The organism is Novosphingobium guangzhouense (assembly GCF_002896965.1).
Lineage (GTDB): Bacteria > Pseudomonadota > Alphaproteobacteria > Sphingomonadales > Sphingomonadaceae > Novosphingobium > Novosphingobium guangzhouense.
In genome coordinates this window covers 1-21,583 of sequence record NZ_LYMM01000084.1, presented here as the reverse complement: position 1 = coordinate 21,583, position 21,583 = coordinate 1, and the positions used below count along the sequence as shown (strand labels likewise).

The window sequence follows — 21,583 nt, the reverse complement described above, 5'->3', positions numbered from 1 at the left end:
CAGCGCCGGTGGCGCGCAAGGGTCTGGTTTGCGAAACTTTGTCTGCGGCGACGATCGTGGTGAGCGCCACCAGCAAGGCGACGACCAGCATCACCGTGCCGGTGTCGAACGCGGCGCCAATGCGCCTGACGGCGAAAGCCTGATGTCGAGAACGATCATCACGTAGCTCACGAGGATGATTGCCAGAATGGCGCTCTTGTGCGGTTCTCCGGAAGGCTGAAGGCGCTGCGTCATCGTGAGGTCGGTCCGAAGCTCTCATCAGGCTGTCCGGCGATTGGGCTCAGGCAGCACAGGGAATTGTCGGATTGGATATAGCCCGCGCTCTGGGATGCGATTAGACGCCATAATCGGCATGTCGCTATAAGGTGGTCTAATCAATGGCGGGCGAGAACTACAACGAGCTGGCCGCCTTCGTGATGGTGGCGCGCGAACGCAGCTTCACGCGCGCGGCGGCTCAGTTGGGTGTTTCGCAGTCGGCGCTCAGCCAGACGATCCGGGGGCTTGAGGAACGTCTGGGCCTGCGTCTGCTGACCCGGACGACCCGCAGCGTCTCGCCGACCGAGGCGGGACACCGCCTGTTCGACACGGTGGCGCCGCGTTTTGAAGAGATCGCACAGCAACTCACCTCGCTGAGCCAGTTGCGCGACAAGCCTTCCGGCAAGATCCGCATCAACGCCGGAGAGCATCCCGCAGTGTCGGTTCTGCAGCCCGCGCTGCGAAAACTGCTGCCCGACAATCCCGATATCAGCGTCGAGATCGTCGTCGATTATGGTCTGAGCGATATCGTTGCGGGAGGCTTCGATGCCGGAGTGCGCCTGGGCGATCAGGTAGCCAAGGACATGATTGCGGTGCGCATCGGTCCAGACCTGCGCATGGCCGTTGTCGGCTCCCCGGACTACTTCACCCGCTATCCCGTGCCCCGTTCGCCGCAGGATCTCACCGCGCATAACTGTATCGGCATCCGATTGCCGACCTATGGCGGTATCTTCCCCTGGGATCTCGACAAGGACGGGCATGAGGTCAATGTCCGGATCGAGGGGCAGCTGGTCTTCAACAACATCAGTCTGCGGCTGAACTCGGCACTTGACGGGCTGGGGCTTGCCTATCTCCCGGAGGATCAGGTGATGCCTTACATCGAGCGAGGAGAACTCCTCCGGGTCATGGAGGATTGGTGCGAACCCTTTCCCGGCTACCACCTCTATTATCCGAGCCGTCGCCATGCATCGCCGGCGTTCGCATTGTTCGTGGAGACCTTGCGTTATCGCGGCTGATGGCGGACCGCGCCCGCATACTGGGCATCGCCGAGGAAATGACGTTTGCGTCCTAAGCGCCGGTGCTCAGCGTTACCGACCGGAAAAATGATCTAACGCCTCGGGATCGCGATCGAACTGCGCGCCCCCGACAAAGTTCGGCCAATGCATCAAAGGGCAAATCGGCGTAAGAATTTCCGTCCGATGGCTTGCGACCCGAGATCACACCCTGTAACAGCCTGCGCGTCCGACGCCACAAACGTCGGGCAAGATCGCGCCGGTGTCCCGAAAGGGGCTTAATAGGGAACGCGGTGAGGATGGCCTTTCCGTCAGGAACGGCCGACCGAATCCGAGGCTGTCCCTGCAACTGTAAGCGGTGAGCGCGATGCATATTCGGCAGGCCAAGGTGCCCTGTCGCAGCCACTGGGCCGGACGCTGAAACAAGCGAGGTCTGGGAAGGCCATGCATCAAGCGATGACCCGTGAGCCAGGAGACCTGCCGGCGTCTGGTCGCTATCGTCTTGGTCCAGGGGATGGCCGGGGCACGGGAACTCTTCCGTTAGAGCGACGACCATGCGGCCGGGCCGCAGGGCGAGCAGGGTCGGCGCCTGTCCGGGGCGTCCGTCGGCCGTGCGCGTTTCGCTGTGCGTTGCAAGCACGGCAGGCCCCGCCAGTTGCCGTTCGACGCGACCGGGGGAGTTCACATGGCCCTTTCCAGGCGGTTCTTCTGGCCGCTGCTGATCGCCCTGTTGCTGGCGATCGGCGGCAGCGTCGCATGGTGGCATGGCGCAGCGCCGACCGCATCGATCCCGACCGCACAGGGCTTTACCTTCGTCGATGATGTAGGGCGCACAGTTTCGGTGAAGACCCCGGTGCGCCGCGTTGTGGTCTTCAACCGCTACAACGTCGAATTCGTGCGGGCCGTTGCCGGGACCGCCCCCATCATCGGGATAGATGCGAGCACCGCCAAGGAACGAGCTTACTGGCCCGAACTGCGCCACGTGGCGATCGTCGGACAGGGCCAGTCCACCCCCAACTACGACGCCGTGACCAATCTCGCGCCCGATCTCGTAATCGTGCCCCGCAATGGTGCCTGGGCCGAGGCTGACCGGCTGCTGACGCCGCTGGGCATTCCGGTGGCGGTGGTCACCGCATGGGACGTGCTCAAGCACGAGCAGAACGCGACACTGCTGGGCCGCCTGTTCGGAAAACCGAAGGAAGCCGAGGCGCTGAGCGCGTTCTACCGGCACTGGCGCGATCTGCTGGCAGAGCGCCTCAAGGGCGTGAAGCGCAAGCGCGTCTATCTCGAAGAAGTCGGCGATTACCGCACCCTGCTGCCGGGATCGGGCTGGCATGACATGATCGAGACGGGCGGCGGCATCAACGTGTTCCGCGACGTCACGATTTCCGCCGGCAACACCGCGCGCGGCACGTCGCAGGGCTTCACCGTCGATCCCGAGGAAGTGATCGCCCGCAAGCCCGACGTCATCATCAAGCTCCAGCCCGGCCAGTACGCCCCGCACCCGCGCACGTTCTCGCGCGCCGTGCTGGAGCGGATCGCCGAACGCCCGGGCTTCGGGACGATCCCGGCCGTGCGTGACGGTCAGGTCTACCACGTCTCCTATTACCTCGCAGGCGGGTGCTCCAAGATCGTCGGCGCCTTGCAGGTGGCCAAGTGGCTTTATCCCGAACGCTTTCGCGACGTCGATCCCGAAGCCGTGATGGCTGAATGGCTGACGCGCTTCCAGCACGTACCCGCCCGGCATGGCTACTCGGCCAGTCTGCGCGAGGTGCGCGAATGATCGCGCAGGCCTTCGCCCGGCGAACCGGCGCGTTTGCGGTGCTCGGCCTGCTGCTGGTGACGGTCGCGGGCTTTGCGACTCTCCACGGGGTCCAGCACATGCCGCTTACGACGGGACTCAAGGCGATGATCGCGCCCTTGCTTCCCGCGGGGTGGCGCGCCGACGTTCCGCCTTCCTATCAGGCAATCCTGCTCACCCTGCGCCTGCCGCGCACCCTGCTGGCGATCATCGCCGGCGCCGGGCTGGCCGTGGCGGGCGTGGCGATGCAGGGGATCACGCGCAACCCTCTGGTCAGCCCCTACACCATCGGTATCTCTCCCGCCGCCAGCTTCGGCGCCTCGATCGCCATTCTGGCGAGCGGCGATGGCGGCGCGGGCAATTATGCCCCCGTGGTCGTGGCGGCCTTCGCTGCCGCATTGCTCTGCGCATTTCTGGTGCTGGGTCTGTCCGCCCTGCGCGGGGTGACGGGCACGGTGCTGGTGCTGTCGGGCGTGGGGCTGTCTTATCTGTTCGGCGCGCTGTCCTCCACGTTGCAATTCGTGGCGAGCGAGCAGCAGCTGGCGGTGATCGTCCATTGGGCCTTCGGTTCGGTGAACGGCGCCACATGGCAGGCGGTCACGGTGACGGGCCTGATCCTGGGGATCGTTCTCCCTGTGCTTGCCGCGCACAGCTGGGCGCTCAATGCCTTCGCTGCGGGCGGGGATGAGGTCGCCAGTTCGCTGGGGTTTGCCGTTGCTCGCACCCGCATCGTGATCACCGTAGCGGCCGTGCTGGTGACCGCCGCCATCGTCAGCTACGCGGGCGTGATAGGGTTCGTCGGGCTGGTGGCACCCCACATCGGCAGGCTGATCGTCGGCGGCGACCATCGCGTGCTGCTGCCCTTCTCGGCGCTGGTAGGAGCCCTGCTGCTGCTGCTTGCCGATCTGGCCGGGCGGACGCTTTTCGCCCCCGTGGTCGTCCCGGCCGGTATCGTCGTCGCCTACCTCGGTGTGCCGATCTTCCTGCATCTGCTGCTGGGCCGGGCGAGGCATCGCGCATGAGCCTGTCCTGCACAGCGCTGAGCGTAACGCGCGGCAAGCGAACCGTCCTGTCCGGCATCGACTTTGCGCTGGAGCCGGGCGAACTGGTCTGTCTCGTCGGCGCCAATGGAGCGGGCAAGAGCAGTCTGATCCGCTGCCTCGACGGCCTTTGGCGGCCGGGCAGCGGCGAAGTCAGCATCGATGGAAAGCGGCTGCCTTCGTTGACGCGCGCGCAAGTGGCGCGCTCCATCGCCTACGTCCCGCAAGCCGGTGGCGACACCATGTCGCTGTCAGTCAGCGAAATGGTCACGCTTGGCCGCGCGCCGCACCGGGCAACCGATACGGTAAGCCTGCGCGCCCGGAAAGTGGAGGCGGCGCTGGCCCGCTTCGCGCTGAATGGCATGGAAACCCGCGCCTTCGACCAGTTAAGTGGGGGCGAGCGCCAGCGCGTCCTGCTTGCCCGCGCCTTCGTGCAGGAGGCACGCTACCTGTTGCTCGACGAGCCGACCAGCGCACTGGACCTGCGGCATCAGCTGGAAGCGCTGCGGACGGTGCGCGAGATGGTCGATGAACTGCAGGTCGGCGCCCTGATCGCGATCCACGACCTGTCGGCGGCGGCACGCTTTGCCGATCGGCTTGTCCTGCTCGAACAGGGGCGCATCCGCGCGGCCGGGGCCTGGCAGAACGTCCTGACGCCCGAGCATCTGCGCGGGGCCTTCGGCATCGAGGCGCGGGTAGGCACCGTCGACGGCCTGCCCTTCGTCATTCCGGAGGCGCAGGGATGATCGCGCTGTCCTACCTCGACCAGTCGCCCGCGATCAAAGGCATGGCCCACGAAGAGGTGATCCGCGATGCGGTATCCTTCGCGCAGACTTGCGAGGCTTTGGGTTTCAAGCGCTACTGGCTGGCCGAGCATCACAATGGTGCCGCCAATATCGGCACCGCGCCGGAAATCCTCGCCGCTGCGATCGCCGCCATGACCCGCCGCATTCGCGTTGGCACGGCAGGCGTGCTGCTGTCGCACTATGCCCCGCTGAAGGTTGCCGAGCAGTTTCGGGTGCTCGAAGCACTGGCACCGGGACGGATCGATCTGGGTCTGGGCCGGTCGCCGGGAGGCAGCGATGCGGCGGCGGTCGCGCTGGGGCGTCAAGGACAGGCCACTTTTGATGCGGACGTCGAAACCCTGCTCGATTTCCTGCGCGACGATGGACAGGGTGAGCGGGATATTCGCGCCTATCCCATCGTCTCACGCGCGCCGGAGCCGTGGATTCTCAGCAGTTCCCCGCGCGGGGCGGCACTCGCGGGAAGACTGGGACTACCCTATTGCTTCAACGCCTCGCACGACCTCAACCACGGCCTGCTGGACGAAGCGGTGGCCCGCTACTTCAGCGACTTCAGGGCCGGGCCGTTCGGGGACCGGCCACACTTGTCGCTCAACGTCTTCGCACTGGCGGCCGACAACGCCGATGAGGCGCGGTTCCTCTACGGTCCGCGCGGGCACTGGCGCTTGCAACTGGACCGCAAGGCGCGCGGCGGGATGGTGTCGCCCGATGTAGCCGCCGCGCAGGACTACTCGGCGGCGGAACGCGAGAGGATCGAGCGGACGCTCGACTATTCCTTCGTCGGTGAAGCGGGCGACGTCGCGCGGAGGCTGACCGCGCTGGCGCGCCGCTACGATGCCGCCGAACTCGTCCTCACGACTTGGACATACGACCTCGCCGATCGGCAGCGCTCCTGCGCTCTGATCGCCGCCGCCATGGGAATTGCGGCATGATGAACAAGCCCGATGTGATCGTCGTCGCCCGGTCCGCAATCGCCGCCGCGCCGATCGCCGAAATGCAGGCGCTGTGCGATGGTTTAGCCAGCAGCGGCATTGCAGCCCACACCTCCTTCGCCTTCACCGAACAGGGCGAACCCGCCTTGCGCCAAAGCCTGTCCGAACGGATCGAGGCCGGGGCGAACCGGATCGTGCTGGTGCCGCTGCTGGTCCCCATGGAAGCCAGCTTCGCCAACTGGATCGCCAAAGCGCTGGCGCGATGGCGCGCAGCCGATGAGCGAGACTGGCCACCGGTCCTGCTGGCACCGCCACCAATGACGCTGCCGGGCACCGCCGAGCTTCTTGCGCGCGCGGTCGCTACCACGGACGACTGGGCGCAGCCACCCGAACCGGTGCTGAAAACGGAAGGGTCCATCGTTCCGGCACAGAAACATCGCGTGCTGGTGTGTCACGGCGCGCCCTGCACCGCAGCGGGCGCCGCATTGGTATGGGGCCATCTGCGCAATGAACAGGCCCGCCAGTCCCTGCGCACCTGCGGCGAGGGGATGATGAGCGCCAAGAGCACCTGCCTCGGCCCATGCAGCCTCGCCCCGGTGGTTCAGGTCTGGCCCGCCGGGACGACATACGGCGGCGTCGACGAGGCAGGCATCGATGCGATCATCGAACGGCACATCCTCTGCGGCCAGACGGCGGAGGCCTACGCCTACCCGGCGGACGGCCGCAAGCAGCGGCTGCGCAACGGCAGCGCCTGACAGCCACTCACCATCACAGTTTCACGGCATTTCGATTTTCAAACAGGGGGATATATGTCCAAGGTTATCATTCGCGGTCTGGGAATTGCCACGTTGACGGCGCTCGCTCCGGCGCTGGCCCACGCGCAGGATGAGAGCACGAGCGCCGAAACGCGCACCAGTGACGGCAAGCAAACCATCATCGTTACCGGATCTCGCCCACTTCCCGGCGGACTGCTTCAGGACGAAGGCAGGCTTGGCATCCTGGGCGACACCTCGATCATGCAAATCCCCTATTCGCTGACAAGCATGTCGGCGAAATCGCTGGAGCTGTTCCACAACCCCAGCCTGCCGCTGGCCAACGTGCTGCAGAACAATCCCTCGATCCGCTCCAGCACCAGTTCGCCGATGTACACCGACTTCAGCATGCGCGGTGTCAACATGAACGGCAATCACATGCTGCTGAACGGCATTCCCAGCCTGTTCTCGCAGTTCACCACGCCGCCGTCGCACATCATCGAGCGGATCGACATCGCCTCGGGTCCGAACGCCGCGGTCAATGGCGTGGCCATGTCGAACAACGGGACCGACAGCGGCGCCACCGCCGCGCCCGGCACGATCAACGTCATCACCAAGTCCGCTCCGAACGAAGACCTCAATCGCGTGACTGGCACCTTCTCCGGCCGCAGCAACGTCGGGCTCTATTTCGACGTCGCCCGGCGCTTTGGAGAGAACAAGGAATGGGGCATCCGCGCCAACGCCGAATACATGGATGGCGGTCTCTCGCTGAAGGGTGCGGAGAACAACAGCAAGAACATCTTCGTCAACATCGACCACAAGAGCGCCAGCAGCACGACCAATCTGTTCGGTGGCTACTTCGACTTGCGCATCAATGGCGGCCAGCGCTGGTTCACCTTCAGCGGGACCGGTGCTGAACTACCCAAGGTGCCCAAGGCAGACACCGACTACGACTTCCCGGAAACCACCAAGCTGATGCACGGCTACATCGTCGCCGTGAACCACGAACAGCACATCAGCGATAACTGGACCATTTTCGCGAACTTTGGCGCGCAGGAGAAGGAAGGGTACAAGTACAATTCCAGCTCCGCTCTGCGCTTCAACGATGCGGGTGCCTTCGTGACGGCGAACGTCGCCAACGCGCAGAACGAGAAGACGCTCAACCAGTACGCCCAGTTGGGCATCCGCGGCGCCTTCAGGACCGGCCCGCTGGCGCACAAGATTGCGCTCGCGGTCGATTACGCCTTCGCCAAGTACTGGAACGACACCAATAACACCGCGACCGGCAAGATCGGCGGAAACCTCTATGACGGGGTTGCCTATAGCTCCACGTTCTACCCGCTGCCGGCCCTGCGCACGCCCGTACTCCAGTGGACCGAGAAGAACCTCGGCGTGACGCTGACCGACGTCATCACGCTGGGCAAGTTCGACCTTCTGCTGGCCGCATCGCTCAAGGACGAGAATTTCCTGAACGAACTCACCGGAAAGCGGATCAGGAACGACAACGTACTGCCGACAGGCGGCCTGACCTACCGCGTCACGCCTGATTTCTCGATCTATGCCGGCCATACCGAGAGTTTCTCTCGCGGTCAGATGGTCAGCAACGACAGCCGCTATGTCAACGCGGGTGCCGTGCTGGCGCCGATGCGCTCCAGGCAAAACGAGATCGGCATGAAGCTGCAGAAGGGCGGCATGCTGACGACGCTGGCCGTCTTCGACATGGATCAGCAGAACCTCATCGACGTTCCCGTCAGCACCACGACCTTCCGCCGCGATGCGGACGGCAAGAACCGCTATCGCGGTGTCGAACTGTCCACTGTCGGTCAACTTGCCCGACAGTGGACAGTGACGCTGGGCGGCCTTTACCTCGATGCAGAGCGCCAGAAGACCAACGGCGGACTGACGGACGGCAAGTTCGTCAATGGCGTATCGGAGTGGAGCGGCACCGCAGGGTTCGAGTTCCGTCCGCTCGAAAGCCTCGGTTTCACCGGCCGCGCCATCTACAACGGTGAGGCCTTCATCGATTCCGGCACCAGCGGACGCACGCGTATTCCCGCCTTCGTGTCATTCGACGCGGGCGCCAACTATCGGATGCGGGTCGGCTCCATGCCCATCCGGTTGAACGCCAGCGTGATCAACCTGGCCGACAAGAGCTACTGGATGGGGCGTGGTGGCTCGACAACGTTTGGACTGTCCATGCCGCGCACGGTCCAGCTTTCGGTTCAGGCCGACTTCTGACGTCGTCAACCCGGTGCCGCATTCAATAGCGGCACCGGGATCCTTGAAGCTTCTATCCTTTCAATCCGGAACGTTCGCTTTGCAATCGGCACAGGGCTCGCTGCGGCAATGGAGCTCTGGCGCGCGCGGGATTTGTGGCCAGAGACACGACGATGTCGAATTGCAGCCAATCGCTCAGAACTATCATATAAAGATATCTTTATATGATCATTGACAATGGCGCTCCGATGGTGTTGAGAGAGCCTGTCGAGGTTCTCCGCTTCAGGCATGACAGCGGGGCTAAGACGGGAAGCCGGTGGTGCTCTCAGGAGCAGAGTCCGGCGCTGCCCCCGCAACTGTAAGCGGCGAGTGGCGGTTCCATTTCGTGTCACTGGGCTTCGCAAAAGGCTCGGGAAGGCCGGAACCACCGCAATGACCCGCAAGCCAGGAGACCTGCCTTCGGCGCCATAACGTTCCTCGGACGGGGGTTCCTCCGGTGGATCGCGCTTGAAGCGTGGCCCGTATTCTATTTGCCGTTCGGGCCACTCGTGCCTTGCGCGTTCTTCCTTCGACCCTTTCGCCCGGCCAAAGCAGGTGTTCGGTCGATGTTTGCAGTTCTGTTCCCGCCCTTCGCACACCGACGAATGCGTTCGCGCGCCGTGTCATCGGGCTGAGGCCCACCTGACGCGGCGCGCCGCAGATCCACACCCATTTCCGAACCGCAAAAACGGGCGGCGTTCGCGCCGGACCCGCAGGACACCGTGCATGCCCGCAACACACGCCAACCCGACATTTTCACGCCCTGCCCTCCCCATCGCCTCCGGCGCGCCGCTGGCGTCCACGATCGGGCGAACTTCAGGACAACCGGCCATGACAGACGACGATCTCACATTTTCCATCAGCAGCATCCGCTTCGACGAGAATTATCGCCCGTCCGACAACACGCGGATCACGACGAATTTCGCCAATCTGGCCAGAGGCGAGCATCGTCAGGAAAACGTGCGCGGAGCCCTCAGGATGATCGACAACCGCTTCAACGATCTGGCGGATTGGGACAATCCGGAGGGTGACCGCTATCAGGTGGAACTCGATATCGTCTCGGTCGAGATGCAGGTTGCGGCCGGCGATGGCGGCGATGCCTTCCCGATGATCGAGATTTTGAAGCCGAGTATCATCGACCGAAAGACCGATACGCGCATCGCCGGGATCGCCGGAAACAACTTCTCCTCCTACGTGCGCGATTACGATTTCAGCGTCCTTCTGGCCGAGCACAACAAGGGCCGGACCGCATTCGCGACGCCGGAAGGCTTCGGCGATCTGCACGGCAACCTCTTCCGGCACTTCCTTGCCTCGCCCGCATACCGGGACAATTTCTTGAAGGCTCCAGTCATTTGCCTGAGCGTATCGAGCAGCAAGTCCTACCATCGCACGGAAAACCGCCACCCAATCCTGGGGATCGAGTACCGGCAGAGCGAATTCTCTCCCACCGACGAATACTTCGCAAAGATGGGTCTGCAGGCGCGCTACTTCATGCCGCGCGGCAGCGTGGCGCCGATGGCGTTCTACTTCACCGGCGACCTGGCAAGCGATTACACCAGCCTCGAACTGATCGGCACGATCAGCACGATGGAATCGTTCCAACGTATCTACCGGCCCGAAATCTACAATGCGAATTCAGCGGCCGGGAAATGCTTCCGGCCCAGCCTGAGCCATCAGGACTTCTCGTCCACCCGGATCGTCTACGACCGTGAGGAACGCAGCCGCCTCGCCATCGAGCAGGGCCGGTTCGCGCAAGAGCACTTCATCCGGCCGTACCAGGCCGATCTGAAACGCTGGTCCGCCGACTACGCCGCCAACCACAGCCTCTGATAAGACAAGGTCATCCAACATGAAGACACTTTTGCCCACTTCGACCGCCGGCAGCCTGCCGAAGCCCTCCTGGCTGGCCGAGCCAGAGAAACTCTGGTCGCCCTGGAAGCTGGAAGGCGAGGAACTGGTCGCCGGCAAGCACGATGCCCTGCGTTTGGCCGTGGACGATCAGCGGCAGGCGGGCATCGACATCGTCGGCGATGGCGAACAGACCCGTCAGCATTTCGTCACAACGTTCATCGAGCACCTGAGCGGTGTCGATTTCGAGAAGCGCGAGACGGTCAGGATCCGTAATCGCTACGATGCGAGTGTGCCGACGGTCGTCGGCGCGGTCGCCCGGCCGAAGCCGGTTTTCGTCGATGATGCCCGGTATCTGCGCGCACAGACCGATCAGCCGATCAAGTGGACTCTGCCCGGCCCGATGACGATGATCGATACGCTCTACGATGCCCACTACCGCAGCCGTGAAAAGCTGGCCTGGGAATTTGCCACGATCCTCAACCAGGAGGCCAGGGAGCTTGAGGCGGCAGGCGTCGACATCATCCAGTTCGACGAACCCGCCTTCAACGTGTTCTTCGAGGAAGCCAACGACTGGGGGATCGCCACGCTGGAGAAGGCGGCGCAAGGGCTGAAATGCGAAACCGCCGTCCACATTTGCTACGGTTACGGCATCAAGGCGAACACCGACTGGAAGAAGACCCTGGGGTCCGAATGGCGGCAATACGAACAGACCTTCCCCAACCTTCAGAAGTCGAAGATCGATATCGTGTCGCTGGAATGCCATCACTCCCGGGTTCCACTGGACCTGATCGAACTGATCCGGGGCAAGAAAGTGATGGTCGGCGCCATCGACGTTGCCAGAAACACGATCGAAACGCCTGAAGAAGTGGCTGACACTCTGCGCAAGGCCCTTAAGTTCGTGGATGCCGACAAGCTCTACCCCTCCACCAATTGCGGCATGGCTCCGCTGGACCGCACCGTTGCGCGTGGCAAGCTGAACGCACTGGGCGCCGGTGCAAGGATCGTCAGAGAGGAACTGGCCGGCTGACCGAACCGCAGGGCTCGTCCGGGAACCGGGCGGGCCCTGGCGGTGCCTGGCAGCCCCCCTTGGCGTGTGCCCACACCGAATTCGCAACCTTCCCTCTTCAACGCGCCTCGCACGTGGTTGGCTGTCTTCGCAAAGTTTACGGATTTGCAGAAATTCATCCGCAAATCTTCGCCATTTCAGCCATTTTCACGGGCGGCAGCGCTGCCAATAACGGCGTCATGAACGACGCCTATCGCAAACCTTTCCCCGGAACCGCCGTCGACTACTTCGACACCCGCGCCGCCATCGAGGCGATCCGCAGCGGTGCCTACGACGGCCTCCCCTATGTTTCCCGCGTGCTGGCCGAGCAGCTGGTGCGACGCTGCGACCCGGCGTTGCTGAACGCGGCGCTGACCCAGCTGATCGAGCGCAAGCGTGACCTCGACTTCCCGTGGTATCCGGCGCGCGTCGTGTGCCACGACATCCTTGGCCAGACCGCTCTGGTCGATCTGGCGGGGCTGCGCGATGCGATTGCCGATCAGGGCGGCGATCCGGCCAAGGTCAATCCGGTGGTGCCGACGCAGCTGATCGTCGATCACTCGCTGGCCGTGGAATACGGCGGCTTCGACGCAGCTGCCTTCGACAAGAACCGCGCGGTGGAGGATCGCCGCAACGAAGACCGCTTTCACTTCATCGAATGGACCAAGAGCGCCTTCGAGAACGTCGATGTGATCCCGGCAGGCAACGGCATCATGCACCAGATCAATCTGGAGAAGATGTCGCCCGTCATTCAGGTACGCGATGGCGTCGCCTTCCCGGATACCTGTGTAGGCACCGACAGCCACACCCCACATGTGGATGCGCTGGGTGTGATCGCGATTGGTGTCGGCGGGCTTGAGGCCGAGACGGTGATGCTGGGCCGCGCTTCGATGATGCGCCTGCCCGATATCGTCGGCGTCAAGCTAACGGGCCGCCGCAAGCCCGGCATCACCGCCACCGACATCGTGCTGGCCATCACAGAGTTCCTGCGCCAGAGCCGCGTGGTTGGCGCATGGATCGAGTTCTTTGGCGAAGGTGCCGACAGCCTCTCGATCGGCGACCGCGCGACGATCTCCAACATGTGCCCGGAATACGGCGCCACCGCCGCGATGTTCCATATCGACAGCCAGACCATCGACTACCTGCTACTGACCGGCCGCGATCCCGATCATGTCCGTCTGGTCGAGGACTATGCGAAGCTGACCGGACTGTGGGCCGACGATCTGCGTAAGGCCGAATACGAACGCGTGCTGGAGTTCGATCTTTCGACCGTCGTGCGCAACATGGCCGGGCCTTCCAACCCGCACCGCCGCCTCCCAACCTCGGCGCTGGAGGAACGCGGCATCGCCGTCGATCTCGACAAGGCGGCCGCGCAGGAGCGCGAGGGCCTGTTGCCCGATGGCGCGGTGATCATCGCCGCAATAACCAGCTGCACCAACACGTCCAACCCGCGCAATGTCGTGGCAGCGGGGCTGGTGGCGAAGAAGGCCAATGCGCTGGGCCTCACCCGCAAGCCATGGGTCAAGAGTTCCTTCGCACCCGGATCAAAGGTCGCCCGGCTCTATCTGGAGGAAGCGGGCCTGCTGCCCGAACTCGAAGCGCTGGGCTTCGGCATCGTCGCTTATGCCTGCACCACCTGCAACGGCATGTCGGGCGCGCTCGATCCGGCGATCCAGAACGAGATCATCGAGCGCGATCTCTACGCCACCGCCGTCCTGTCGGGGAACCGCAACTTCGACGGCCGTATCCACCCTTATGCCAAGCAGGCGTTCCTCGCCTCACCGCCGCTGGTGGTCGCCTATGGCATCGCGGGCACGGTGCGCTTCGACATCGAGAACGACGTGCTGGGCACAGTGGACGGCAGGGACATCCGCCTTGCCGACTTGTGGCCGAGCGACGAGGAGATCGACGCGATCGTCGCCACCTCAGTAAAGCCGCAGCAGTTCCGCGACGTCTACGACCCGATGTTCGCGCCGCGCGGGAAGGACGAGGCCAGCCCGCTTTACGACTGGCGCCCGCAGTCCACTTACATCCGCCGCCCGCCTTACTGGGACACCGAGGGCGTCGGCGCGCTGGCCGCCTTCCCGCGCACGCTGAAGGCCATGCGCCCGCTGGCGATCCTGCCCGACAACATCACCACCGATCACCTCTCGCCCTCCAACGCGATCCTCGCGAGTTCGGCGGCGGGCGAATACCTCGCGAAAATGGGCCTGCCCGAAGAGGACTTCAATTCCTACGCCACGCACCGCGGTGATCACCTTACCGCCATGCGCGCCACGTTCGCCAATCCGCAACTGGTCAACGAAATGGCCGTGGTGGACGGCGCGGTGAAGAAGGGCTCGCTCGCCCGTGTCGAGCCCGAGGGCAAGGTCACGCGCATGTGGGAGGCGATCGAAACGTATCTGGATCGCCGCCAGCCCCTTATCATCGTCGCCGGGGCCGATTACGGCCAGGGCTCCTCGCGCGACTGGGCAGCCAAGGGTGTGCGGCTTGCAGGCGTGGAGGCCATCGTCGCCGAAGGGTTCGAACGCATTCACCGCACCAACCTGATCGGCATGGGGGTGCTGCCGCTGGAGTTCCAGCCCGGCACCACCCGGCTGACGCTGGGCCTCGACGGCACCGAAACCTACGATGTTGAAGGCGAGCGCAAACCAGGCGCCGACCTGACGCTGATCGTCCGGCAATCAGACGGCGTGCTCAAGCGCGTGCCGGTTACCTGCCGCCTTGATACGGCGGAGGAAGTCTCGATCTACGAAGCGGGCGGCGTGCTGCAGCGCTTCGCCGCCGACTTCCTCGCTTCCGAAGCGGAAACCGTCTGATGGGCCAGATCGCAATTCCGGCCACCTATATGCGCGGCGGCACCAGCAAGGGCGTGTTCTTCCGTCTGGAAGACCTGCCCGAAGCGGCACGGGTTCCCGGCGCTGCTCGCGACCGCCTGTTCCAGCGCGTGATCGGCAGCCCCGACCCCTACGGCGCCCAGATCGACGGCATGGGCGGCGCGACCTCCAGCACCAGCAAGTGCGTCATCCTCTCGCCCAGCACCCGTGAAGGCCATGATGTGGACTACCTCTACGGGCAGGTCTCCATCGACACCGATTTCGTGGATTGGTCGGGCAACTGCGGCAACCTCTCGACCGCCGCTGGAGCCTTCGCGATCCATGCGGGCTATGTCGATGCCGGAGCGGACGGTGTGCGCACCGTGCGCATCTGGCAGGCCAACATCGGCAAGACCATCGTGGCCCATGTCCCCGTCAGCGGCGGCGCGGTTCTGGAAACCGGCGATTTCGAACTGGACGGGGTGACCTTCCCCGCCGCCGAGATCGTGCTGGAATTCGTCGATCCTGCCGACGAAGGTGAGGATGCCAATGGTACTGGGAGCGCCATGTTCCCGACCGGCAATCTGGTCGATGAACTGGACGTGCCTGAGGCCCTCGTCGCAGGCGGCAAGCTGAAGGCGACGCTGATCAATGCCGGTATCCCGACGATCTTCGTAGATGCCGAAGCCATCGGCTACACCGGCACCGAACTGCGCGAGGCGATCAACGGCGATGCCGCCGCGCTGGCCCGCTTCGAGGCACTGCGCACGATCGGCGCGCTGAAGATGGGCCTTATCAAGACTCCTGAAGAGGCCGCAAGGCGCCGGCATACGCCCAAGATCGCCTTTGTCGCCTCGCCGGTCGAATACGTCACCTCAAGCGGCAAGACCGTTGCGGCGGGCGAGATCGACGTCCTCGTCCGGGCGCTGTCGATGGGCAAGCTGCACCATGCGATGATGGGCACCGCGTCCGTCGCCATCGCCGCCGCTGCCGCCGTGCCCGGCACGCTGGTCAACCTTGCCGCAGGCGGCGGCGAGCGCCGCTCGGTCACGTTCGGCCATCCCTCGGGCACCCTGCGCGTCGGGGCGGAAGCTCAGCAGGTGGACGGCCAATGGATCGTGACCAAGGCGATCATGAGCCGCAGCGCCCGCATCCTCATGGAAGGCCGCGTTCGCGTGCCTGCCGCCACTCTCGCAGGAGACGAAAAATGATCTCCAATCGTCCCGAAAAGGGCCTCGACCTGCTGGGCGCGATGGTCAGCGCCGCAGCGGGGCGCGCTTCGGCCCATCTGCCCGGCACGATCCGCTTCGCCAAGTGCGAACAGGTCCAGCTGAACGAGGGCTTTTCCACGCCCGACGTCGATCTCGAAACCTGGTCGGTCAGCGCCGACCATCAGGCGATCGTCGTCTCCGTCTTCGCCACCGCGCCGCAGGACGGCGGTGCCCGCACAATGGCCGCCAGCGGCCGCTTCACTTTCACCACGCTCACGCACAAACGGGAATACGCCGCATGAATGCCGAGACTCCCTTCAAGCCCAAGAAATCCGTCGCTCTCTCAGGCGTCGCTGCGGGCAACACCGCTCTGTGCACGGTCGGCAAGACCGGCAACGACCTGCACTATCGCGGCTACGACATCCTCGAATTCGCCGAGAGCGCAGAGTTCGAGGAAATCGCCCACCTGCTGGTCCACGGCGAACTGCCGACCGCACCGCAACTCGTCGCTTACAAGGCCAAGCTCAAGGGCCTGCGCGGCCTGCCGCATTCGGTGAAATCGGCGCTGGAAGCGATCCCCGCTGCCGCGCATCCGATGGACGTGATGCGCTCGGGCGTCTCGGCGCTGGGCTGCGTGCTGCCCGAGACGTACGATCACAACCTGCCCGACGCGCGCGACATCGCCGACCGGCTGATGGCCTCGCTCGGCTCGATCCTGCTCTACTGGTATCACTTCGCGCATCACGGTCGCCGGATCGAGGTGGAAACGAGCGACGACAGCATCGGCGGCCATTTTCTCCACCTGCTGCACGGCAGGCCTGCGCCGGAAAGCTGGGTGCGCGCGATGCACACCTCGCTGATCCTCTATGCCGAGCATGAGTTCAACGCATCAACCTTTACCGCGCGCGTGATCGCGGGCACCGGCTCGGACATGTACTCGTGCATCGCCGGCGCCATCGGCGCGCTGCGCGGTCCCAAGCACGGCGGCGCCAACGAAGTCGCCTACGAAATCCAGAAGCGCTATGCGACCGCCGACGAGGCCGAAGCAGACATCCGCCGACGAGTGGAGGCCAAGGAAGTGGTGATCGGTTTCGGCCACCCGGTCTACACCATCTCCGACCCGCGCAACGTCGTCATCAAGCGCGTCGCCAAGAGCCTTGCCGACGAAGCCGCTGCCCAGCGCCAGTTTGCGGTGGCCGAGCGGATCGAGAGCGTGATGTGGGACGCCAAGAACATGTTCCCCAACCTCGACTGGTTCTCTGCGGTGTCCTACAACCTGATGGGCGTGCCGACCGCGATGTTCACCCCGCTCTTCGTGATCGCCCGCACCTCGGGCTGGGCCGCGCATGTCATCGAGCAGCGCGTGGACAACAAGATCATTCGCCCCTCGGCCAACTACACCGGCCCCGAGAACCTGACATTCGTGCCGCTCGCCCAGCGCAGCGAAGCGGCCTGAGGAGAACCCATGCCCTACCTTCTCGCTGACGACCTTCCCACCGAATCCGCCGGCAAGCGGTTTCGCGCCGCACTCGAGCGGCCGGGCATCTATCGCCTGCCCGGCGCCCACAACGGCCAGGCCGCGATCCAGGCCCGCAATGCCGGGTTCGATGGCTTGTACCTTTCGGGCGCGGCGATGACCGCGTCGATGGGCCTGCCCGATCTTGGCATCATCACCGTGGACGAGGTGGCGTTCTTCATCCGGCAGATCGTGCGCTCTTCCGGCCTTCCGCTGCTGGTCGATGGCGACACCGGCTATGGTGAGGCGCTCAACGTCATGCACATGGTCCGCACCTTCGAGGATGCTGGCGCGGGCGCAGTCCATCTGGAAGACCAGATCCTGCCCAAAAAGTGCGGGCACCTCAACGGCAAGGCGCTGGTCTCGCCCACCGACATGGCCGGCAAGGTCGCCGCAGCCAAGAAAGCGAGCCGCGACATCGTCATCGTCGCGCGCACCGATGCCGCCGGGGTCGAAGGCTTCGACGCCGCCGTCGAACGCGCGAAGCTCTATGTCGAGGCAGGCGCCGACGCGATCTTCCCCGAAGCGCTCAACACCCGCGAGATGTTCGAGAAGTTCGCCGCCGCAATGCCGGGCGTGCCGCTGCTCGCCAACATGACCGAATTCGGCAAGACCCCGTTCTACACCGCCGACGAATTCGAGGCGATGGGCTACAAGATGGTGATCTGGCCGGTCTCCAGCTTGCGCGTCGCCAACAAGGCGCAAAGCCTGCTCTACGCGGCGATCGCCAAGGACGGCGGCACCCACGCCATGGTGGATGCCATGCAGACCCGCGCCGAACTCTACGACGTCATCGGCCTTCACGACTACGAAGAGCTCGACGCATCGATCGTCAAGACGATCGTGCCCGAGGCGATCCCGCAGGTCTAAACTCCTTCAGCTCTGCAAAATCGCTGCGCTGGACGGCTCTTCGATCCTGTCGGATCGGAGGGCCGTCTATCGGCGCGCCTCCCAAAGACACACAGAAGCCTCCACATGACCGCCAGCTGTACCAACACTTCGAACCGCTCGGTTCTCATCGCCGCCTAGACTGTAGCGCGCAAAGGCGCGGCGCAGTCCGCCGACAAGACGGACATTCTCGCGCAGCCGCCCCCCGGCCGCCCCGCGCGCACGTCAGATTGTGTTGTGGGGGGTGTATCCAGGGCATTGTGTGCCGTTGGGTGGTGATTTTGAGAGAGTTGTATTGGTGTTGGTTGCGGGGGCCGAATTCCACCGCTGTAGAACCCGGTTCCGATTAACCGACAATGCCCTCGTCCCGTCCCAGCCGCCAAGCAGCCGCGAACGTTAGACGCCGCTCAGCACCTTCTGGGACTTACCCGAATGTCAGCTTAGGAACGGCTCATTGGAATAAGCTGCCGTTCTCGAAGGCTGACGTCAGTGAACATTTCGCGGCGGCGAGTGCTAAAACGTTCTTGACGGTATGGGTCGGAACCCAGGCCCGGCAGTCCAGCCGGCGGGTAGAAGCAGCGGCCCGATAATTCGTTGACAGGTCAAGATCGCCCCATTTAGTAGCCACCGAACACCGAGAGCTCTAAACTCGAGATAATTCGCGCTTCAACTAAGTAAAAATCGGGAAATATATAGCGTTGTCGCGCAATTTTCTCCCCAGCACTTATTAAATAAGTAACTATATTATAATTATCTAAATCTCGGCGTTAAACTGAATCGGTATTCTTAAAAAAATATAATTACCCCTTGTTCTTCATGCTTCGATTCGACGAAAGAGGGTGTCAGGTAACTTTAATCTCACCCAGCAATGCCGACTCCTTAGTTCTGAACGCTCTTTGTCGAGCATTTGCTTCAGAACATTCACAGCCTCGATGCGCACATGTTCACCATCAACAACCTTTGTGGCGATATGGGCGACCGCGGCTTTCATCTCCGCTGTGGTGATTAAGGCGCTACGCGCCACAGCAAGGACCGCGTGTTGACCAACTGAATCGCCCTCGACAGCTGTAAGGGCAGCATATTCGATATCATCATGCCCTTTTGCGACTTGCAAGGCGGCGATGGCATCCCGTCCAGCTGGGGTACTAAACCGCCGTTCAGACAAATTTGCGATGTTCGCAAGCTCGACCACTTGGCTGGCGTTAGAGCCAGCCAACGCAAGTGCGAAGACTAAAATGCCTTCTCTATCGCTACTATCAAGCAGGGACTGCGCTATTTCTGTGAAGCGTGGACTGCCTTCCGCAATGACAATATTGCCATCCTCGCTGACCCTCGCGAGAAAATCAATAACCTCTTTACTTCTTAGGTCAACTTCATCCAGAAGATGAACAATTCCGGTGTAGATGGTAAGATTGTCTTTTCCACAATTGAATATGTGAAGCCAACGGTCAGCAGAAATTCTTTGCCTATCCTTCGAGCGCAGAACGAACGACAGCATCCAGTTCATAAGATTTAATGCTGGGCCTCGAGGCGTAGCAGCAGCTGTTTCGATCAAAGGTTCGAGCCAATTTAGAATTCCTTTGCTACGCGTCAACGAAAGTGCGTTTGGATAAGGCATCCCCAGATCGGCGATCGAAGCGTTAAGGATTGTATTGTCGCGCCAGAGGCTGAGATCGGATTCTGTCATTCCTTTTTCGCCAAGACGATTTTCGCCGTCTATCCACTCATCGAAATCGCCATAATCGCCAGCTCGCAGGTTTGTTACAACGTCGAGAGGGTTTTCACCCCCGGCAACTATCTGAACTAAGGTTTTAAGTATCCACGGAAGCTCTAGTTCACGCGAAAGTTCCAGGCACTCAGGTTCGGTCAGTGTTTGAGCAAAGGTAACAGCATTGTTGATAGACGGATTTTCAATGAAATTCCCCACCACGTGAAAAATTCTCCAAGAATCCATCTGTGGAGCACTGCTGTAGATATTAGCCGCTTGCTCGTCTCCTAGCGTTGATATCTTTAGCCTAAGCTCACTTCCAGGCGTAAGGAAGTCAATTTCGCGATCTTCAAATGAATTCGATCTCGTGATCGGGTGTAGATACTCGAAGCGGGCGGCTAGTTGTCGTAGGGCGTCACCTTCGGCCGTGCGGTTCCGTCTGCATCGTTCGATAAGCGCTTGTGGTCCTTTTTCCGCAATAGCCTTCGCCAGCAGACCTTCGGTTGCGCTGCCGGCAGGCGGTAGTACCGCAGCTGCAATGATATCAAGTTGACGCTCGCCTGTTGTCGGCCAGAAATTTGCGGCAAACTGATCAGCCCAATCTCTTGCTTCACTGATACAACGGATCAAGATAGCCCAGGCGGCAGTGCGCTCAACTGACGAGCTCGAATTGACGTGGCGATCCAGCAGCCGCCTTGCCACTTCATGGTCAATCTTCTGAAGGATGGGGGGGAAGTGGTCATTTTGGTTTGAGCCAGTTGATAGCACCTCTAGGGCGTGAGCGAGAAGAAGGTGGCGAAATTTAGGCTGTCCCGTAGCGAGGCCATCCAAAAGAAGATCTAATGAGGTTAATGCTCCCCAGCGCATAGCACTGGCTGCTTGAGAGGAATCGTCGAGTTCTCTATTAATAGTTAGTATTGAATCACGGAATTTATTGGCGTCATGCACAGAGTAAGCCTTACTGGCAGCTATCCTATAAACATGTTGCCAATGGGTTTTTCCTGCGATCTCTCTGAGGCGTTCCCTGACGTCTTCATCATTGCCGCTCATCAGTTCGGATGCAGCCATGAACTCTTGGAGAGACCTGACGTCGAACTGAATTTGGCCCTCGGTTCTTTGTTCGAGGAACACGAGCCTGTCGGTAGAGGCTACGAGGATGTCATTGACGAGACTTTTCAGTTCGTCACCTTCATACCCCTCCTCGATCAACAGATCACTGGCTATCGTGTTAAGCCGCTCACGTGACACGAACGCCTCGGAATTCCCGCCAACTTCAGCCTCAACATGGAGGAGGAGGCCAAGCCGGGAAAGTAGCGCGTGTATTCGAGGTTCGTGCAGTCGGACAATGTCGCCGCCAGGACCCGTCTTCTCCTGCTCGCGCTTAATAACGACAGACAAATACTCCGCAAACAGCGTCCACCTTGAGGTGGGTGCCGTGCCTCGTTGGTCCACAAGCTGAAACAGAATTGCAACCTGCAGCGGACTGATCATGAGCATCGCTGTCGCAGCATTCTTTGCAGCAGCGTCAAGGCGCTCAAGTACTAACTGAAGGCGATCCGGGTCCGATAGTTTTGTGTGTTTCGGCGTGCAAGTGGTGCCCACCTGACTCGGTGATCGGCGCCTAATCGGGGACCACCCCCGGGTCATCTTTGTTCGTTGGCTAATTGGGGCTGACGACGAGGCGGAGGATGACGAC

General features: G+C 62.6%; 16 protein-coding genes and 2 riboswitches. Of the genes, 15 read left to right on the top strand and 1 reads right to left on the bottom strand.

Features of this window, described 5'->3' with window-relative positions; genetic code table 11:
• Positions 1-8: 8 nt before the first annotated feature.
• The 15 genes from A8V01_RS29595 (at position 9) to prpB (ending at position 18,161) form a co-directional block, all read left to right on the top strand.
• Positions 9-143: a hypothetical protein gene (locus A8V01_RS29595; protein ID WP_281256535.1), complete on the top strand. Its 135-nt coding sequence runs from the start codon at positions 9-11 to the stop codon at positions 141-143.
• 234 nt (positions 144-377) lie between these two features.
• Positions 378-1,271, top strand: coding sequence for a LysR family transcriptional regulator (locus tag A8V01_RS24625; protein ID WP_103098900.1), 894 nt, complete (start codon positions 378-380; stop codon positions 1,269-1,271).
• Positions 1,272-1,511: 240 nt separating this feature from the next.
• A riboswitch (cobalamin riboswitch) is annotated at positions 1,512-1,767 on the top strand.
• A 186-nt stretch (positions 1,768-1,953) separates the two neighbouring features.
• The gene (locus tag A8V01_RS24620) at positions 1,954-3,051 is read left to right on the top strand and encodes an ABC transporter substrate-binding protein (protein WP_103098899.1); all 1,098 of its coding nucleotides are present in this window, start codon (positions 1,954-1,956) and stop codon (positions 3,049-3,051) included.
• Complete coding sequence (locus A8V01_RS24615) at positions 3,048-4,091, top strand: FecCD family ABC transporter permease (protein ID WP_103098898.1); 1,044 nt, start codon at positions 3,048-3,050, stop codon at positions 4,089-4,091. The genes A8V01_RS24620 and A8V01_RS24615 overlap by 4 nt, the downstream gene beginning before the upstream one ends.
• Positions 4,088-4,855 carry an ABC transporter ATP-binding protein gene (locus A8V01_RS24610; RefSeq protein ID WP_103098897.1) on the top strand — a complete coding sequence of 256 codons (768 nt, stop codon included), beginning with the start codon at positions 4,088-4,090 and terminating at the stop codon, positions 4,853-4,855. Before A8V01_RS24615 ends, A8V01_RS24610 begins: the two co-directional genes overlap by 4 nt.
• Positions 4,852-5,844 carry an LLM class flavin-dependent oxidoreductase gene (locus A8V01_RS24605; RefSeq protein WP_103098896.1) on the top strand — a complete coding sequence of 331 codons (993 nt, stop codon included), beginning with the start codon at positions 4,852-4,854 and terminating at the stop codon, positions 5,842-5,844. Before A8V01_RS24610 ends, A8V01_RS24605 begins: the two co-directional genes overlap by 4 nt.
• On the top strand, positions 5,841-6,599 hold the full coding sequence (locus A8V01_RS24600) for a (2Fe-2S) ferredoxin domain-containing protein (protein WP_211295159.1): 759 nt from the start codon (positions 5,841-5,843) through the stop codon (positions 6,597-6,599). The genes A8V01_RS24605 and A8V01_RS24600 overlap by 4 nt, the downstream gene beginning before the upstream one ends.
• A gap of 54 nt (positions 6,600-6,653) precedes the next feature.
• Complete coding sequence (locus tag A8V01_RS24595) at positions 6,654-8,834, top strand: TonB-dependent receptor (protein WP_103098895.1); 2,181 nt, start codon at positions 6,654-6,656, stop codon at positions 8,832-8,834.
• Between the two features lie 232 nt (positions 8,835-9,066).
• Positions 9,067-9,288: riboswitch (cobalamin riboswitch) on the top strand.
• Positions 9,289-9,683: 395 nt separating this feature from the next.
• Complete coding sequence (locus tag A8V01_RS24590) at positions 9,684-10,682, top strand: DUF1852 domain-containing protein (RefSeq protein WP_103098894.1); 999 nt, start codon at positions 9,684-9,686, stop codon at positions 10,680-10,682.
• 19 nt (positions 10,683-10,701) lie between these two features.
• The gene (locus tag A8V01_RS24585) at positions 10,702-11,730 is read left to right on the top strand and encodes a methionine synthase (RefSeq protein WP_103098893.1); all 1,029 of its coding nucleotides are present in this window, start codon (positions 10,702-10,704) and stop codon (positions 11,728-11,730) included.
• Positions 11,731-11,948: 218 nt separating this feature from the next.
• The gene (gene acnD, locus A8V01_RS24580) at positions 11,949-14,567 is read left to right on the top strand and encodes a Fe/S-dependent 2-methylisocitrate dehydratase AcnD (protein ID WP_103099040.1); all 2,619 of its coding nucleotides are present in this window, start codon (positions 11,949-11,951) and stop codon (positions 14,565-14,567) included.
• Positions 14,567-15,775 carry a 2-methylaconitate cis-trans isomerase PrpF gene (prpF, locus tag A8V01_RS24575; RefSeq protein WP_103098892.1) on the top strand — a complete coding sequence of 403 codons (1,209 nt, stop codon included), beginning with the start codon at positions 14,567-14,569 and terminating at the stop codon, positions 15,773-15,775. Before acnD ends, prpF begins: the two co-directional genes overlap by 1 nt.
• On the top strand, positions 15,772-16,077 hold the full coding sequence (locus A8V01_RS24570) for a hypothetical protein (protein WP_103098891.1): 306 nt from the start codon (positions 15,772-15,774) through the stop codon (positions 16,075-16,077). The genes prpF and A8V01_RS24570 overlap by 4 nt, the downstream gene beginning before the upstream one ends.
• Positions 16,074-17,231 carry a bifunctional 2-methylcitrate synthase/citrate synthase gene (gene prpC / locus A8V01_RS24565; protein WP_103098890.1) on the top strand — a complete coding sequence of 386 codons (1,158 nt, stop codon included), beginning with the start codon at positions 16,074-16,076 and terminating at the stop codon, positions 17,229-17,231. The genes A8V01_RS24570 and prpC overlap by 4 nt, the downstream gene beginning before the upstream one ends.
• 9 nt (positions 17,232-17,240) lie before the next feature.
• Positions 17,241-18,161, top strand: coding sequence for a methylisocitrate lyase (prpB, locus tag A8V01_RS24560; RefSeq protein ID WP_103098889.1), 921 nt, complete (start codon positions 17,241-17,243; stop codon positions 18,159-18,161).
• Positions 18,162-18,993: 832 nt separating this feature from the next.
• Here prpB and A8V01_RS28400 read toward each other — a convergent pair.
• The gene (locus tag A8V01_RS28400) at positions 18,994-21,378 is read right to left on the bottom strand and encodes an NACHT domain-containing protein (RefSeq protein ID WP_146037380.1); all 2,385 of its coding nucleotides are present in this window, start codon (positions 21,376-21,378) and stop codon (positions 18,994-18,996) included.
• Between the last annotated feature and the right edge of the window lie 205 nt (positions 21,379-21,583).

What these genes read in the sequence shown, in the direction of transcription:
- A8V01_RS24570 (WP_103098891.1), top strand. Translation starts at nt 15,772, where the DNA reads ATGATCTCCAATCGTCCCGAAAAGGGCCTCGACCTGCTGGGCGCGATG.
- A8V01_RS24605 (WP_103098896.1), top strand. Translation starts at nt 4,852, where the DNA reads ATGATCGCGCTGTCCTACCTCGACCAGTCGCCCGCGATCAAAGGCATG.
- prpC (WP_103098890.1), top strand. Translation starts at nt 16,074, where the DNA reads ATGAATGCCGAGACTCCCTTCAAGCCCAAGAAATCCGTCGCTCTCTCA.
- A8V01_RS28400 (WP_146037380.1), bottom strand. Translation starts at nt 21,378, where the DNA reads ATGATCAGTCCGCTGCAGGTTGCAATTCTGTTTCAGCTTGTGGACCAA.
- A8V01_RS24620 (WP_103098899.1), top strand. Translation starts at nt 1,954, where the DNA reads ATGGCCCTTTCCAGGCGGTTCTTCTGGCCGCTGCTGATCGCCCTGTTG.
- prpF (WP_103098892.1), top strand. Translation starts at nt 14,567, where the DNA reads ATGGGCCAGATCGCAATTCCGGCCACCTATATGCGCGGCGGCACCAGC.
- A8V01_RS24625 (WP_103098900.1), top strand. Translation starts at nt 378, where the DNA reads ATGGCGGGCGAGAACTACAACGAGCTGGCCGCCTTCGTGATGGTGGCG.
- A8V01_RS24615 (WP_103098898.1), top strand. Translation starts at nt 3,048, where the DNA reads ATGATCGCGCAGGCCTTCGCCCGGCGAACCGGCGCGTTTGCGGTGCTC.
- prpB (WP_103098889.1), top strand. Translation starts at nt 17,241, where the DNA reads ATGCCCTACCTTCTCGCTGACGACCTTCCCACCGAATCCGCCGGCAAG.
- A8V01_RS24590 (WP_103098894.1), top strand. Translation starts at nt 9,684, where the DNA reads ATGACAGACGACGATCTCACATTTTCCATCAGCAGCATCCGCTTCGAC.
- acnD (WP_103099040.1), top strand. Translation starts at nt 11,949, where the DNA reads ATGAACGACGCCTATCGCAAACCTTTCCCCGGAACCGCCGTCGACTAC.
- A8V01_RS24610 (WP_103098897.1), top strand. Translation starts at nt 4,088, where the DNA reads ATGAGCCTGTCCTGCACAGCGCTGAGCGTAACGCGCGGCAAGCGAACC.
- A8V01_RS24595 (WP_103098895.1), top strand. Translation starts at nt 6,654, where the DNA reads ATGTCCAAGGTTATCATTCGCGGTCTGGGAATTGCCACGTTGACGGCG.
- A8V01_RS24585 (WP_103098893.1), top strand. Translation starts at nt 10,702, where the DNA reads ATGAAGACACTTTTGCCCACTTCGACCGCCGGCAGCCTGCCGAAGCCC.
- A8V01_RS24600 (WP_211295159.1), top strand. Translation starts at nt 5,841, where the DNA reads ATGATGAACAAGCCCGATGTGATCGTCGTCGCCCGGTCCGCAATCGCC.